The sequence below is a fragment of the Deinococcus sp. QL22 genome (genome assembly GCF_023370075.1).
In the GTDB taxonomy this organism is placed as follows: domain Bacteria; phylum Deinococcota; class Deinococci; order Deinococcales; family Deinococcaceae; genus Deinococcus.
Window position 1 is genome coordinate 821,979 of sequence record NZ_CP097149.1, and the last position, 14,347, is coordinate 836,325.

The following is a 14,347-nucleotide window of genomic DNA, read 5'->3' on the forward strand; positions in this document are numbered from 1 at the left end:
TGCTCTACTTGCAGGGCGGGACAGCCCTTCAGCAACCGCACCCACCCCAGCACCTTAGACCCTTGACTTTTAGACTCTTTGACACCGCACTCTTAGATCAACCATCCTGAAACTCAGCCCACTTTCATCCCCCGCACTCCGTCTAACAGACCGCCTTCACACAGACTTTTAGAGAGTGCTGTCAGGGCCGGGTCAGAGGTGGGGTGCTTTGCTGCCCCCATGAAGGTTGCGGTGTGTTGGATTGACGGCTCTAGGCAAAGTGATAGCGGGGCAGTTGACTGCATGCACATTGATTTCAAACGGGTTGTCTATGTCCGGTAGGTTAGACCGCGCCGTCCTCGGCCCAGACGCCGTGACCGCCGCCAAAGGCAGCAGTGTCTTTCGGCTGGGCCATGATCGCCGCGCCACCTACTGCCTGACCCTTCCTTTGGCAGCGGTGGCGGCCCTGGCCTCGTTGGTGCTGCGGCTCGGCAACAGCAATGCCTTCGATCAAGTCGGCCTGCCCGCGCTGGTGGTGCTGATTTTGGGGCTGTGGGTGCTGGCCTGCACGCGCCGCGCTTCGGTGGATTTTATAGACGGCGTGCTGTTGGTGGGCGCGTGGGTTTTTTTGCTGGGGCGGATTGGCTTTACGCTCTTTGCACCCGCTCTGGCTGACCGCGCCGAACTGATTGCCGCCACCGCACCCTGGCTCCCCATTTTACTGATGGCCCATTCCTGGGGACTGGGCGAACGCCGAGCACTCGGCCTGAGCCTGATGGCGTTGGCAGCCACTGGCCTGTTGGTGCTCCTGTACGCCCTGACCGGATCAGCGTTGAACCAGTCAGCGCTAACCGGCCAAACGCTGGACGCTCAAGGCAGCGCCAACAACGGCATGCTGAATACGCTGGTGCAAATGCTGTTGGCAGGCGGCGTGACCGTGCTGGGCCAACGGGCGGTGCTGCGTCATATGCGTGACCAAGCCAGCGGCAGCCGCACCTGGCTTGCCACTCGCGGGGCCGACCAAGACCCGCTGACGGGGCTGCCCAACCGGGTGGCGCTGGAAAAACTGCTGACTGGGCTCACTGCCCGCCGTCCATCCGGGCTGGCGGTGGCCGTCCTGGGTTTGGATCACTTGGGGCGCCTGCAAGAGGAACGCGGCGAGGCTTTTACCGAGCGTCTGACCGCCCACGTCGCCCGCACCCTCAGCGCCACCGTGCGTGATCAGGATGTCGTGGGCCGACTGAGCCAGACCGAATTTGCCCTGCTGTTGCGCGTTCCCGATGACCGGGCCGCGCGGGCCGCCTGCGAACGTCTGCGCGTGCGGGTGGCTTCGCTGCCCCTCGACGGCGTCATGCCCACCATCACCGTAGGCGTGACCGTGTGGGCGCAGCATGTGGGCAGCCAGGACATGCTGGAAGACGCCTCACGCGCCCTGCGCCAGGCCCAGGACGACGGGCGCAACCGCGTTCAGTTGGCGGGGAAACTGCGGACGCTGCCCACCGATTTGGAGGATGTGGAGGAAGCAGCAGCAGTTTGATGGAGGCGTGGCCCCACAAACGGGGGATTTACCTCCCAGGTCGACGTGCCAACTCCGCCCAACCCTCACCCCACCTGCACGCCCTTCCAGAAAGCCACCCGTCCGGCGATCTGCTTGGCGGCGTCTTTGGGGGCCGGGTAATACCACGCGGCGTCCTTGTTGGTCTGGCCGTCCACACTCAGGCTGTAGTAGCTGGCTTCTCCCTTCCAGGGGCAGGTGGAGTGGGTGGGGCTGGCCTGCAACACGTCCGGCTGCACGCTGTCTAGAGGGAAATAGTGGTTGCCTTCTACGACCACCGTATCGGCAGATTCGGCGATGACCTGACCATTCCAGACAGCTTTGACAGTAGGTGACATGGATTAGATTAAGCCACGCGCAAGGCCAAACACCGTCAGGGAATTGACAGGTTGGCCTGTGACGTTGTTCATTGAATGCACACATGACCAAAATTCCGTCTGTTGGACGCTTCGGCGTGCTGTCGGCCATTACCTTGTCTCTGGCCCTGTCTTCCTGCGACCTGACCAAACCGCCCGCACCCGTAGACGCCCGCGACTGGCGCGATGAAGTGATCTACTTTGCGATGACCGACCGCTTTGCCAATGGAAGCGCCTCCAACGACCTTGGCACGGCCCGCAATGCCGGAGACACCGCCGACAAGACCAATCCGCTGGGCTGGCACGGCGGCGATTTTGCTGGGTTGATGAGCAAAATCAACGAGGGTTACTTCAACAAGATGGGCTTTACGGCGCTGTGGATTACGCCTGTGGTGCTGCAGGTTCCGGCCATTCCGGTGGGCGACGGCCCCAACGCGGGCAAGCCGTTTGCGGGCTATCACGGCTACTGGGCCGAGGACTTTTTCAAGACCGATCCGCATTTCGGCACGCTGGACGAGTACAAGTCGCTGGTCACTGCCGCGCATGCCAAGGGCCTGAAGGTGATTCAGGATGTGGTGGTGAACCACGCGGGATACGGCTCCAAACTGGTGACTGATCACCCCGATTGGTTTAATACCAAAGCCGACTGCGACGCCGCCGCGCCCGCCGACAAGGTGACGGCCTGTGACCTTGCCGGACTGCCCGACTTCAAGCAAAGCGTGCCCGCCGTGACCAAGTACCTGAATGACTTCGTGACCTACTGGCGTGATCAATCGGGCATAGACGGCCTGCGAATCGACACCATGAAGCACGTGCCGGACGCCTACTGGAAGCAGTTTTTTGCAGCGGGCGGTGCGGGCGATCCCGCCAAGCTGTGGTCGGTGGGGGAAGTCTTCGACGGCAACCCGGCGTACCTGGCCCACTTTATGGACGACCTCGGCTCGCCCAGTGTATTCGACTTCGCGCTGTATTTCGCCATCAAAGACCAACTGAGCAGCGCGGGCGGCGATCTGGGGCGTGTGGCCGACGTGTTCGCGCAGGACGGAGCGTACAAGGACGCTTCTCGCCTGACCACTTTTGTGGACAACCACGATGTCAAGCGCTTTGTGAGCGAAGTGACGGGCAAGGGCGGCACGGCAACGCAGGCCGCCGAGCGCCTCGATACGGCCCTGAGTCTGATCTACACCTCTCGCGGCACGCCCAGCGTGTATCAGGGCAGCGAAATCGCGCAGGCAGGGCAGGGTGACCCCTACAACTATCCGTTGGGGCAGGGCAACCGCGAGGATATGGACTTTGGTGCACTGGCAACCAGCCAACTGGATGAACGGCTGGCGGCGTTAGCCTCGGCCCGCAGCAAATACCGCGTGCTGACACGGGGCGCACAACAGGAACTGTGGCGGCCCAATGGCGGCGCACCCGTTCTGTCTTACCGCCGCGTGGCGACAGACGGCAAGGGTGGACAGCCTGTGGTGGTGGTCATCAACAACGGCGATACGGCGGTAGACTTGGCGACCCTCAGCGGAGGCGGAGTCCCGCTGCTGGGCACCTTCAGCACCTCGGCCCTGACCGAAATTACAGGCCGTGCCAATCCTCTCAGTGTGAGCGATGGCAAACTGGTCGGCACCCTGCCGCCCCGGACGACGCTGGCGCTGACCGCCACCGCAGGCAGCGGCGCGGCAGGCAGCATCAACCCGGCGCTGCCCGAACTGAGCGGCCTGAATGCCCGTGCAGGCGACGGCGCAGTGGAACTGACCTGGACGCCCAGCACCCAGCCACTCGTGACCGGCTACCGCGTATACGTGAAGACGGCGGGCGGCACAGAGCGGCTGCTGAACTTTGCCCCGCTGCCCGCCACGCAGGCCCGCTACCTCGCCAGCGGGGTTCGCAACGGTGAGGCCGCTACCTTCCGAGTCGTGACCGTGGATGTGAACGGCGCGGAGAGCAAAGGCACCAGCGTGACCGCCACGCCCAGCGCCACCAACACGGTCAAGGTCACCTTCAACGTGGACGCCCGCAGTCAGGGCAACGGCCCCATCGAACTGCGCCGCTTTGATACAGGCGCTCAGATCGAATACCCGATGACCCAGGTCAGCCGGGGCCAGTGGAAAACCGAAATTGACTTGCCCCTCTTCCGCGAAATTAAATTCAAGTTTGGCAACGACGGCGCGGGGGCCAAAAACAGCGGCTACGAAGGGCCGGGGCAGGGAGACCGCGTGTATGTCACGGGCAGCACTGGCACGCCCGCCAATACCTACAGCGGCACCTATGACTTTATAGACAAGCCCGTGCCCACCATCATCGAGGGCAAAGTTACAGGTGCAGGCACGGCCCTTGCAGGCGCACTGGTCGAGGCCACCACCGCCGACCCCAATCTGAACTACGCCCTGACCTTCCCCGACGGCAGCTACACGCTGTTTGCGCCCACTGGCCCACACACGCTGAAAGCTACGGCTGGCGGCTACCTGGAGGCCACACGCGCCGCCACCGCACCCCAGACGGGCGCTGACCTGAATCTGGCCCGCGATGACCGTACCAAATACGCCATAGACGGCAACCTGAGTGATTGGACGGCCCCCGCCGTGAAGCTGGACAGCCCCGCCGAGGGTGTCTTTGGCGCAGACAACAACTGGCTGACCCTCCAGGCCGACAGCGACGCGCAATACCTGTATTTGGCCTACACATACCGTGTGGCGAGCAACAGCGGGATTCTGTATCTGGACTACCAAGCGGGCGGCGCGGCACAGGCCGACAACTTCGAGGCCTGGAAGCGGGCGGCGACCTTTGGCGGCAGCCTGAACGGCGTGGACGCCTTCGTGGCCCGCTACGAAAACCAGAGCGCCCAACTGCGCCGCGTGACCAGCGACACCGCCACGCCCGAAGTGAACAGCGCCGATTACAAATATGCGGCCAGTGGAACTTTGCCTGCCCAGACAGTAGAACTGGCGATTCCGTGGGCCTCTTTGGGCCTGACCGGGAAGCCTGCCGGGGGCGTGAACATCATGGGCGGCGTGTTTGGCGGCGACGGCTACGGCGCGGGCGACATCGTGCCGGATGCAGGCAGCACGCCAGCCGGAGCCAATACCATCGGCACGGACGCGCAGGAGCGGCGGGCCACCTTTACGCAGGGGCTGAAACTGCCCTAAACCATCATTCACGCGCTTCATCTGCCGGGGAGGGGTGTCCGATACGGGCCTCTCCCCTCTTCATCTTTGTATGACCTGACACAGCCCTGACATACTCTCTGAGAATCAAGCGGAGTTGTCAGGCTTTTGTCTGCCGCCCGCCATCTGGAGGAATATCATGGTTTTGTCTAAATTTATGCCCCGTAACCCGCAGTTCAGCGCCAAGTTTGCTGAGGCGGCCCGCAATGCCCACGCCACCGCCAAAGCACTGGTGGATCTGCTGGAAAACTATACGGATGTAGAGAACAAAGTACAAAAAGTGCGCGACCTGGAGCATGAGGGCGACCGGATTACGCGGGAAGTGACCAGCCTCCTGGCCGAGAGCTTTATCGTGCCGTTCGACCGCGAAGACATTATTGATCTGAACAATGAACTGGATGATCTGGTAGATGACATGGAAGACGCCGCCCGCAAGCTGAGCTTGTACGGCATAGAAAAGCCGCTGCCACAGATGGCGCAACTGGCCCGCGTGGTGGAGCAGCAATGTGCGCTGCTGGCACAGGGCATGCCCATGATCGAGGACAAGAACCGCGTGAAGGAATTGGCGGCCCTCGCCAACCAGATTCGGCAGCTGGAAGATCAGGGCGACACCATCAGTGACGACGTTCAGCGCACCCTGTATCTGAGCGTGACCGACGTCCCGGGCATGATCCGGGCCATGCGGGGCGGCGAGATTGCCAACCTGCTGGAAGACGCCAGCGATCAGGCGCAGCGGGTGGCCAAAACCGTAGAAAGCATCTTGCTGAAGAACGCGTAACGGACAGGCAACAACACTTATGGAACCTGCTTTTATCGGCCTTGTCGTCATCATTGCATTGGCACTGATTTTCGATTTCATCAACGGCTTTCACGATACGGCCAACGCGATTGCCACCAGCGTGGCCACCAAAGTCCTGACGCCCGGACAGGCCATCTTGCTGGCCGCCGTCATGAACGTGGTGGGGGCACTCACGGGGACAGCCGTCGCCAAAACCGTCAGCAAGGACATCGTGTCTCAGGACTTTGCCACCCTGGAACTGACGGCGGCGGCCCTGATCAGCGCCATCTCGTGGAACCTGTTTACGTGGTGGAAGGGCCTGCCCAGCAGTTCCAGCCACGCCCTGATTTTTAGTCTGGTGGGTGCGGGTGTGGCGGCGGGTGGTTGGGGCGCGATCATTCCCAAAGGCGTGAACAAAACCCTGACGGGCCTGCTGACCAGTCCGGTGCTGGGCTTTCTCGTGCCCATTTTGCTGATGTTTCTGCTGTCCTGGCTGGTGCTGCGCTGGATGCGGCCCCGCATAGTCACGCGCACCTTCCGCTGGGCACAGATCGGGTCGGCGGCGTTTATGGCCTTCAGTCACGGCGGCAACGACGCGCAAAAAACGATGGGCATCATGACCTTTGCCCTCAGCGCCTACTTCGGCACACAGTTCGATACTGTGCCGCTGTGGGTCATCCTCAGCGCCGCCGCTGCCATGGGCCTCGGCACCAGCGTAGGTGGCTGGCGCATCATCAAAACGATGGGTTTCAAGGTGGTCGACCTGAAACCCGTAGACGGCTTCGTGGCCGAAACCAGCGCCGCGCTGATCATCGAAACGGCCAGCCGACTGGGCATTCCGGTGAGTACCACGCACACCATCAGCACCTCCATCATGGGCGTGGGCACCACCAAAGGCTTCAGGAAAGTGAAGTGGCAGGTGGCCGGAAAAATCGTGACGGCGTGGGTGTTTACGGTACCAACCTGCATTGCGCTGGGCTGGGCGGTGCATAAAGCCATGCTGCTGATCGGCGGCTAAAGTCGAGACACACACCACAACACAGCGGCGCTTCCTTCACTGGAAGCGCCGCTCTCTTTGGCCCTGCTCTTACCCCACGCGCACGCTTTCGCTAGCATGCTCCATTCCGCGCACCAGGTCGGCCAGCACCGCCGCGCCGCGCACCACGCCGAGGCTGGGGCGACTGAAATGGGCATTGGCGTCCACGGCCCACACTTGCCCCTCCCTCACCGCCCGCAAGTCGGTTTGGGTCAGCAGGGTGCGGGCAAACTCGGCATTCTCGCCTAAGCCATAGCCGCAGCACATCACCACGATGACGTCGGGGTCGAGGGCGGCGATCTGGGGCCAGGTGGCGCGGCCAGAATCGGTGCCTGTTGCGCCCAGCACGTTCACGCCGCCTGCCCGTTCCACCTGTTCAGGCACCCAGTGGCCCCCATAAAACGGCGGCTCTACCCATTCCAGCGTCAGCACTCGCGGGGCATGGGAAACAGGAACGATGGCCTGCCAGTCGTGCAGAGCTTCGGCGGCCAACTGCTCGCCCTTCTCCCCTACCCCGGCGGCCAGCGCCAACGCCCGCAGATCATCCAGAATTCCGGCCACGCTGCGGCCTTCCAGGCTCAGGACTTGGGCGGTGGGCAGGCAACCGGGCAAGTAACGCACGGCGGCCTCGATGGTTCCGGGCGTAACGGCGCAGACCTCGCACACGCCCTGCGTGACCACCAGATCGGGGTTCAGGCGGTCTAGGAGTTCGCCGTCCACCTGGTACAGCGCCCGCCCCTCGCGCACCGCCTCGCTGACGGCGCGGTCTATCTCGGCCTGCGGAGCGTCCGGACTGACGATGGAGCGCGTGAGAATGGGCAGCCCCGCCGCGCCGGAATGGTCGCAGGAATGACTGACGCCCACCACGCTGCCGCCCAAGCCCAAGTCGAACAACAAGTCGGTGGCGCTGGGGAGCAGACTGACAATTTGGAGGCCAGCACCGTCGCTCATGCCCGCACTCCAACCCGGCTGGCCCACAGTTCTACCAACCCGCGTAGGGTCAGGGTTTCGTCGTAATGGTCTATCTCGCGGCAGATGCCCTCGATGGTGCGGGCAAAGCCGCCTGTGGCAATCGCCACTGCAGGCGCGGGCAACTCGGAACGGATGCGGCGCAACAGCCCGTCTACCATCTCGGCGTACCCGAATACCAGCCCCGATTGCAGCGCGTGGATGGTGTTTTTGCCGATAGCAGTTATGGGCGCTTCTAACGTAATCCGGGGCAACTTGGCCGCACGCGAAAACAGGGCGTCGGCACTGACCTGTGCGCCCGTTGCCAGTACGCCGCCGATAAAACGCCGCCCCCGCCCAATCACATCAAAGTTGGTGCTGGTGCCGAAATCCACGACCACCGCGTATTCGTGCGTGCCCAGATACTTCTCTGCGCCGAACAGGTTGCACAATCGGTCTGCGCCCACCGCGTCGGGAATATCGAGTTCCACGCGCACATCGGGCAGGGCGGCGGCTGAGACTTCCAGAGCCGTGATGCCGAAGTGCCGTTTCAGCGCCAGCGCGTAATTCTGGCCGACTGGGGGCGCAACACTGCTCAGAACCGCCGCACGCGGCCCCGCCACACCCACGCCACCCAGGCCTGCCAGGTCGAACAGGCCGCGCAGTTGCAGGGCCAGATCGTCGGGCAGTACGTCGCGGTTGGTGCGAACCCGCCAGGTGTGGGTGAGGTTCAGGCCCGCATCGGCCAGGCCCAGCACGGTGCTGGTGTTGCCGATATCCACGACCAGCAGCGGAAAAGCGGAAGCGGAGGCGGATTCTGAGGGCAGGGACGCAGAAGCGGACACGTCCGGCATTCTAAGGGGGAAGAGCGAGTCGAAGGGTCGAGGGTCTGAGGGTCTAAGGAAGGGCAATCGCTGGCGCTCACCCCCCTCTCCCACAAGGAGCGAGGGAAACAACCGCCATCACACCAAAGCGTCCCCGCCCAAATGCGTGCGAGGCCCCAAGGTACGTGCAACGCGCGGGCCAATTCCATTTCTAAGACCACGAGCGATTCCGCTTCAGATGAAAGAGCCAGCCGACTTAAGACGCGACAAGATCAATCCTGCCTAGCGCAGCGCCGCTCCCCCTACCCGGTGGGGTACTTGCAAAGCTGCGGAGCAGAGGGGGCTGGGGGGTGGGGCAAATCGTGGGACAAGACCTAAAAGCCGCTCGACATTCCAGCCTTCAGCTAAAGCTCCCCAAGTCCAGCGGCACGCTATACGCACAGTTGCTGTCGGCTTCCGTCCTCAACAGCAATTCCACCTTGTCGCTTGCACCCACGCCCGCCTTCAGAGGCTCGAAGTAGTAAACCAGCGTGCCCTGCCAGGTGCCTGCATCCTGCTTGAAATCGTTGACGAAGGTGGCCCGCACAGGCGCGATCATCTTGCCATCAGCGGCTTTCAGGCGCACGTTGTAGGCCTGCCGCGCCTTCTCACTGGCCAGACCCTTTACTGCAATATCCACGCGCAATTGGCCGTCAGGCATGCGCTTGCTGGCAAGGTCGGCGGCCAACGCATCGGCAGCGGTCAGGTTGCCGAAGGCGTCACGGGCGGCCTGCGCCTGAAAATACAGTTGGTCGGCCTGACCGATCACGGTGATGGTCTGCGGGCGGCTTCCGGCGGCAAACTCTGTGGGGACGGCCAGCCAGTCGGCCACGCACTTCTCACCGCCAGCAAAGGCATTTACGGTTCCGGCGGCGAATTTGCCCTCCTTCACGGTCAGGTCAAGCGCCTGAAAGGTGGGCACGGGGTCGCGGCGGCCATACGCGCCGTCTATGACGTTCTTGGCAGTAACTTCTTCCAGCTTGGGTACCCACGCGAGGGCCGGGGCCGACAGCAAGACGGTAAGGGTCAGCAGGATGGGCTTGCTCAGAGTGAATTGGCGCATGTTGGACTCCATTGAACAGGGATTGAATGACGGCTGGCTGATGCTTCGGCACAGGCTGTTGGGTCGGGGTCAGGGGGCTTTGAGATACACCACCCGGCACGCCTGCCCCGCCGAACGGAATTGGGCAGCGGCGGCGGCGTCCAGCACGGCGTCGGTGAACACGGTAGAACGGGGCGCGAGGCGGTTAGGCTGCACCCGGCTGGCCGTCAGGCGCGTGATGTTGGGAAAGCTGCTCAGCGCGCCCTCAGAGGTCACGTAAGTGTGGAGGTTGCCTTCCTGCACCAGTTGGCTGCTGACGCCCCTGACCAGCGCCGCATCGGGCCAGACCTGCGTGCCGCCTGCGTCATACACGAAGCTGGTCATGTCGCGCTGGAATTTGGGGAAGGCCCGGACGTCCAGCACCACCGTGCAGTTCAGGGGCCGGGTTTCGGTGCCGCCCGCCGCACCTGCCGTGCCGCCTGCGCGGGCCATTTCCGCGCCGCCTTCTGCTGGGCCGGTACCTGTGCTGGCCGCGCCTGCACCTGCACCGCTGCCGGGGCGAGCGGCTCCTGTTTCGCCTGTAACACCTTGACCTGCGCCAGCGTCACCAGTTTCGCGTGCACCTGTACCGCCACCAGTCCCAGCACCAGCACCGGGACGAGACACCGCCGCATCGCTGCCACTCCCACTGGGCGCGGGTGTGCGGCCTGCGCCAGATGCTGCCGCTTCTGCCCCAGTCGTGCCCGTTCCAGTGCCAGCTGTGGGCCGGGTGTTAGGTGGGGCGTCTGGCGTGCCAGCGGGGGCCGAAGCTGCTGCGCCGGGCGTGCGTGCGGCAGGTGAGGCGGTTTCTGGTGGGCCTGCACTGCTCTCCGAACCGCTTCCCGGTGTGCGGGCCGAGGCTCCCGGTGCTGCCGCTTCCGCCGGAGCGGGATTGGCGGGCCACCCCCCTGCTGCACGGGCCGCCGCGTCTGGGTCAGATGAAGCTGGGGCCGCACTGGGCGCAGTGCGGGCAGGTGCGCTGCTGGCCGGGGCCGCCGCTTCTGCTGCGGGAGTGCGGGCGGCGGTTGCGGCTGGACTTGGGCTGGCATTTGCCTGGGCCGGGGCCGCTGGTGCTGTGCGTGTGGCGGGCACATCGGGCGTTTCTGCGCTGGGGGCAGGGCGTGTGGCAGGCGTGCGGGCCGCTGGGCTGGCCGCTTCAGCCGTTGCCGCCGCAGGAGCCACTGCCCCGGCGCGTCCTGCCTCGGCTTGCGGAGTCACGGGAACGGGCGTGCCCCGTGTGCCTGCCGAGGTCTCCGGGGCGCTGGCCTGCGCAGCAGTGGAAGAAGGTGGCCGGGCCGGAATGCGGGCCACCGCGCTATCCACTGGGCCACCGTCTTCCTGCGGGCTGGTGGCTGCACTGGAGCTGCGGGCCGGGGCCGCCTCGCCAGGGTCAGGTTCAGAACTGGTGGCTGAGTCGTTGCGGCTCACCTGGGCGCTGGCTTCGGCGACTTCTGCACTGCTGCCGCGCCGGGGCAGGGCCGACACCGTTTCGGTTTCCGGGCTGGCGGTAGGCGCGGCGTTGGCAGCTTCGGCGGGAAGTTCTGGTGCAGCGGCCTCCGCTTGGGCGCGGGCCACTTCGGGCGTAGATTCGGGCGTCTGAGCGGCGGACGTTGGATTGGCCTGCTCCAGATTGGCTTGCTCCGGCACAGCTTGGGCCAAGTCCGTCTGACGAGGCAGGGCGGCCACAGGTTCGCTGTCTGCCGGGGCAGTTTGGGCGGGGGTGGGTTGGGCTGCTTGGGCCTGCGCTGCTGGGGCCACATTCGGGGCAGATTGAGACTGAGCCGCTGGAGATGGAGTGGACGGCGCAGCAGCGGGAGACGCGGCGGGCGCAGCACTCCCGGTTTGTGGGGCCGTTTGTCCGGCTGGGGCAGCAGCAGCGGGCTGAGGCTGGGCAGCGGGCGTGGCAGGGCGAGCGGCTGGAGTGGGTGCGGCGGGCGCAGGCCGAGGCTGAACTGCTTGAGTTTGGGCCGCTTGAGACTGAGCAGGTTGAGGCTGTGCCACTGGAGGTTGGGCCACTGGAGGCCGCGCCGCTTGCGCCTGCGCCCGCACCGCAGTCTGCCGCGTCTGTTCACGCTGCTGTGCCTGTTGTTGAGCCTGTCTTGCCTGCTGTTGCGGGGGCGTCAGCGTGGCGGTTGGCGTAGTCGGCACATCGTCTGGGGAGGGCGCGAGGGTCAGCACTTCCATCGGGGCGCGGTTGGAGTCGGGGGCAGTGCGGGGAATAGTGCTAGGAGGATTGGGGCGCAGGGTCAACAAACCGGCCAGCAACGCCACATGCAGCGCCACCGTCGCGGCCACCGCACGCAGCCGCTCGCGCTGTTCGGGGGAGGCTGGTTGGCGAGGGGGCACTCCGGGCAGGGTCGTCATGTCCTCAGTTTCCCTTGCGCGTACCCAGCGCCAACCGTTCGCCGCCCGCCTGCTTGATCGCGTCCATCACCCGCACCACCGTTCCGTAATTGCCGCGCTCATCGGCCCGCAGGCCCACCACACCGCCGGACGTTTTCAGCAGAGGCTTCAGGCCAGCGCCCAATTTGGTCAGGGTGGTTTCCTTGCCGTTCAAGAACAACTTCCCAGCCCGGTCGACGCTCACAATCGGCAGGGCGGGCGTTTCCTGCACGGTGGTACTGGCACGTGGCAGGTCTAGCGGCAGGGCGTTCTGGCGTGCGCCGAGGCTGCTGGTCAGGAAGAAGAAGATCAGCAGTAGCAGCACGACGTCCACCATCGGGGCAAAGTCGAAGGTCACGCCGTCTCCCCCTTCCCGAAATCGGCGGCGCAGGGCAGGCCGGGTCATCCCCGTACCGTACCTGTAGGAACCGTACCGATGGGAGCCGCATCAAAAGAAAGGGCCACTTCGGGCAGGGCGTCGGGCGTGGGCCGAAAACCGGAAGCACTGCCGAGGGGGCGCGACAGCCACGAGGGCAACTCTTCACGCACCCGCTCGGCCTGTACTGCGATCCGGTCAGCGCGGGCACGCAGGGCGTTGCGGGCCACATACGCGATGATCGCCACGATCAGGCCGCCCGCCGTATTCACCAGCGCCTCGCTGATACCGGTGGCCAGTTGCGCGGGCGTGGGTGCAGCTGTGCTGCTGAACACCAGAAACGAGCGCACCATGCCGATGACCGTGCCCAGCAACCCCAGCAGCGGGGCCACCTGTGCCGCCGTGCCCAGCGCACTCAGGCCCGCGTACAGCCGCGCATCTTCGGCCAGCAGGGTGGCGTTCATGGCGGCGAGGCTGGCATCCGGCCCCCGGTCTGCCCGCAGAAGTCCAGCACGCAACACGTTGGCGGCGGGGCTGGTCCGCAAGTCGGTGGCGCGGTCTACTTCGGCCAGGGCTGCCGCTGGCCCACTTTCGGCGGTGACGGCGCGGGCGCGTTCGATCAACGCCGAGGCGTCTTTGCCCAGCCGTGCCAAGGCCTGTGCCCGTGCAGCAGCCAGATACACCACGTAAATAGAAAGGGCCAGCAGCACCCACAGCAGAGGCCCGGCAGCGCGGGCAAGATCAAAAGCATTCATTCCTTTCACGGTTAACACATGGCCGCGTGGCAAGCGTGAAAATGGCGTGCAGGGGCCTCATGATCTCCAACTGATGCTTGGAAAAAAGCCACATTCTTCAGGCCTGTCGGACGTCCCGAATCCGCACCAACTCACTCGACTTTCGATCCCCAGACAGGTAGAATGGGCCTGTAAGTAGGAATCATTCTCAAGAAGGATTCCTCAAGTTCAGGCCATCCGCTCTATTTCAGCAGTGTGATTTAACAGCGCCGTCCCAGAGCCGCCACAAGGAGTTTTCATGACCTATCAGATCGAGATTCGTAACCTGCACGCCAGCGTGGGCGACATGCCCATTCTCAAGGGCATCAACCTGACCATTCCCAGGGGCGAGCTGCACGCCGTAATGGGGCCGAACGGCAACGGCAAAAGCACGCTGGCCAAGGTCATCGTGGGCGATCCCGAATACACCGTGACCGAAGGCGAAGTGCTGGTGGACGGCGTGAACATTCTGGAGATGGAACCCGACGAACGCGCCCGCCTCGGCGTCTTCCTGGCCTTCCAGTACCCCGTGGAAATTCCCGGCGTCACCATCGCCAACTTCCTGCGCCTCGCCATGCAGGCCCGCAAAGCCGCAGGCGAAGAAGTGAGCTTCAGCGAGTTTTACGGCAAGTTGCTGGCCGCCCTGAAGGTGCTGGAATGGGACGAAAGCATCGTGGAACGCTACCTGAACGCGGGCTTTTCCGGCGGCGAGAAGAAGCGCAACGAAATCCTGCAAATGCTGATGCTCGACCCGACCTACATCATCATGGACGAAACCGATTCGGGCCTTGATGTAGACGCTCTGAAGATCGTCGCCAAAGGCGTGAACTCTATGCGTGGCCCCGGCCTCGGCGGTCTGATCATCACCCACTACCAGCGTCTGCTGGATTACATCGTGCCTGACCGCGTTCACATCATCGTGGACGGCAAAGTCGTGCAATCGGGCGGCCCGGAACTCGCGAAGAAGCTGGACAGCGAAGGGTACGACTGGGTCAAAGAGTTGGCGCTGGCGTAAGCAAACCGTCGAAGAGTCGAGGGTCAAAGGGTCTAAGAACAGGA

12 protein-coding genes are annotated in these 14,347 nt (G+C 64.3%); 5 read left to right on the top strand and 7 right to left on the bottom strand.

Features of this window, described 5'->3' with window-relative positions; genetic code table 11:
- Positions 1-310: 310 nt before the first annotated feature.
- A complete protein-coding gene (locus M1R55_RS03930; RefSeq protein ID WP_249393421.1) occupies positions 311-1,516 on the top strand; it encodes a GGDEF domain-containing protein in 1,206 nt (401 codons plus the stop codon).
- A 65-nt stretch (positions 1,517-1,581) separates the two neighbouring features.
- Here the strand turns inward: M1R55_RS03930 and M1R55_RS03935 are convergent, their stop codons facing one another.
- Positions 1,582-1,872: a DUF427 domain-containing protein gene (locus tag M1R55_RS03935; protein WP_249393422.1), complete on the bottom strand. Its 291-nt coding sequence runs from the start codon at positions 1,870-1,872 to the stop codon at positions 1,582-1,584.
- Positions 1,873-1,955: 83 nt separating this feature from the next.
- Here M1R55_RS03935 and M1R55_RS03940 point away from each other — a divergent pair, with 83 nt between their 5' ends.
- From M1R55_RS03940 to M1R55_RS03950, 3 genes are all read left to right on the top strand, one after another.
- Positions 1,956-5,033, top strand: a complete 3,078-nt coding sequence (locus M1R55_RS03940; protein WP_249393423.1) for an alpha-amylase family glycosyl hydrolase — start codon at positions 1,956-1,958, stop codon at positions 5,031-5,033.
- A gap of 157 nt (positions 5,034-5,190) precedes the next feature.
- A complete protein-coding gene (locus M1R55_RS03945; protein ID WP_249393424.1) occupies positions 5,191-5,829 on the top strand; it encodes a DUF47 domain-containing protein in 639 nt (212 codons plus the stop codon).
- A 19-nt stretch (positions 5,830-5,848) separates the two neighbouring features.
- Positions 5,849-6,847, top strand: a complete 999-nt coding sequence (locus M1R55_RS03950) for an inorganic phosphate transporter (RefSeq protein ID WP_249393425.1) — start codon at positions 5,849-5,851, stop codon at positions 6,845-6,847.
- Between the two features lie 69 nt (positions 6,848-6,916).
- Here M1R55_RS03950 and M1R55_RS03955 read toward each other — a convergent pair whose 3' ends face one another.
- From M1R55_RS03955 to M1R55_RS03980, 6 genes are all read right to left on the bottom strand, one after another.
- Complete coding sequence (locus M1R55_RS03955; RefSeq protein WP_249393426.1) at positions 6,917-7,816, bottom strand: cobalamin-binding protein; 900 nt, start codon at positions 7,814-7,816, stop codon at positions 6,917-6,919.
- Positions 7,813-8,667: a type III pantothenate kinase gene (locus tag M1R55_RS03960; protein ID WP_249393427.1), complete on the bottom strand. Its 855-nt coding sequence runs from the start codon at positions 8,665-8,667 to the stop codon at positions 7,813-7,815. Before M1R55_RS03960 ends, M1R55_RS03955 begins: the two co-directional genes overlap by 4 nt.
- Before the next feature lie 370 nt (positions 8,668-9,037).
- Complete coding sequence (locus M1R55_RS03965; RefSeq protein ID WP_249393428.1) at positions 9,038-9,739, bottom strand: hypothetical protein; 702 nt, start codon at positions 9,737-9,739, stop codon at positions 9,038-9,040.
- A 69-nt stretch (positions 9,740-9,808) separates the two neighbouring features.
- The gene (locus tag M1R55_RS03970; RefSeq protein ID WP_249393429.1) at positions 9,809-12,121 is read right to left on the bottom strand and encodes a hypothetical protein; all 2,313 of its coding nucleotides are present in this window, start codon (positions 12,119-12,121) and stop codon (positions 9,809-9,811) included.
- Between the two features lie 4 nt (positions 12,122-12,125).
- Positions 12,126-12,545, bottom strand: a complete 420-nt coding sequence (locus M1R55_RS03975; protein ID WP_136365730.1) for a biopolymer transporter ExbD — start codon at positions 12,543-12,545, stop codon at positions 12,126-12,128.
- Positions 12,542-13,270, bottom strand: a complete 729-nt coding sequence (locus tag M1R55_RS03980; RefSeq protein WP_249393430.1) for a MotA/TolQ/ExbB proton channel family protein — start codon at positions 13,268-13,270, stop codon at positions 12,542-12,544. The genes M1R55_RS03975 and M1R55_RS03980 overlap by 4 nt, the downstream gene beginning before the upstream one ends.
- Positions 13,271-13,547: 277 nt before the next feature.
- Between M1R55_RS03980 and sufC the strand changes: the two genes are divergently transcribed.
- Complete coding sequence (gene sufC, locus M1R55_RS03985) at positions 13,548-14,303, top strand: Fe-S cluster assembly ATPase SufC (protein ID WP_249393431.1); 756 nt, start codon at positions 13,548-13,550, stop codon at positions 14,301-14,303.
- Positions 14,304-14,347 lie beyond the last annotated feature (44 nt).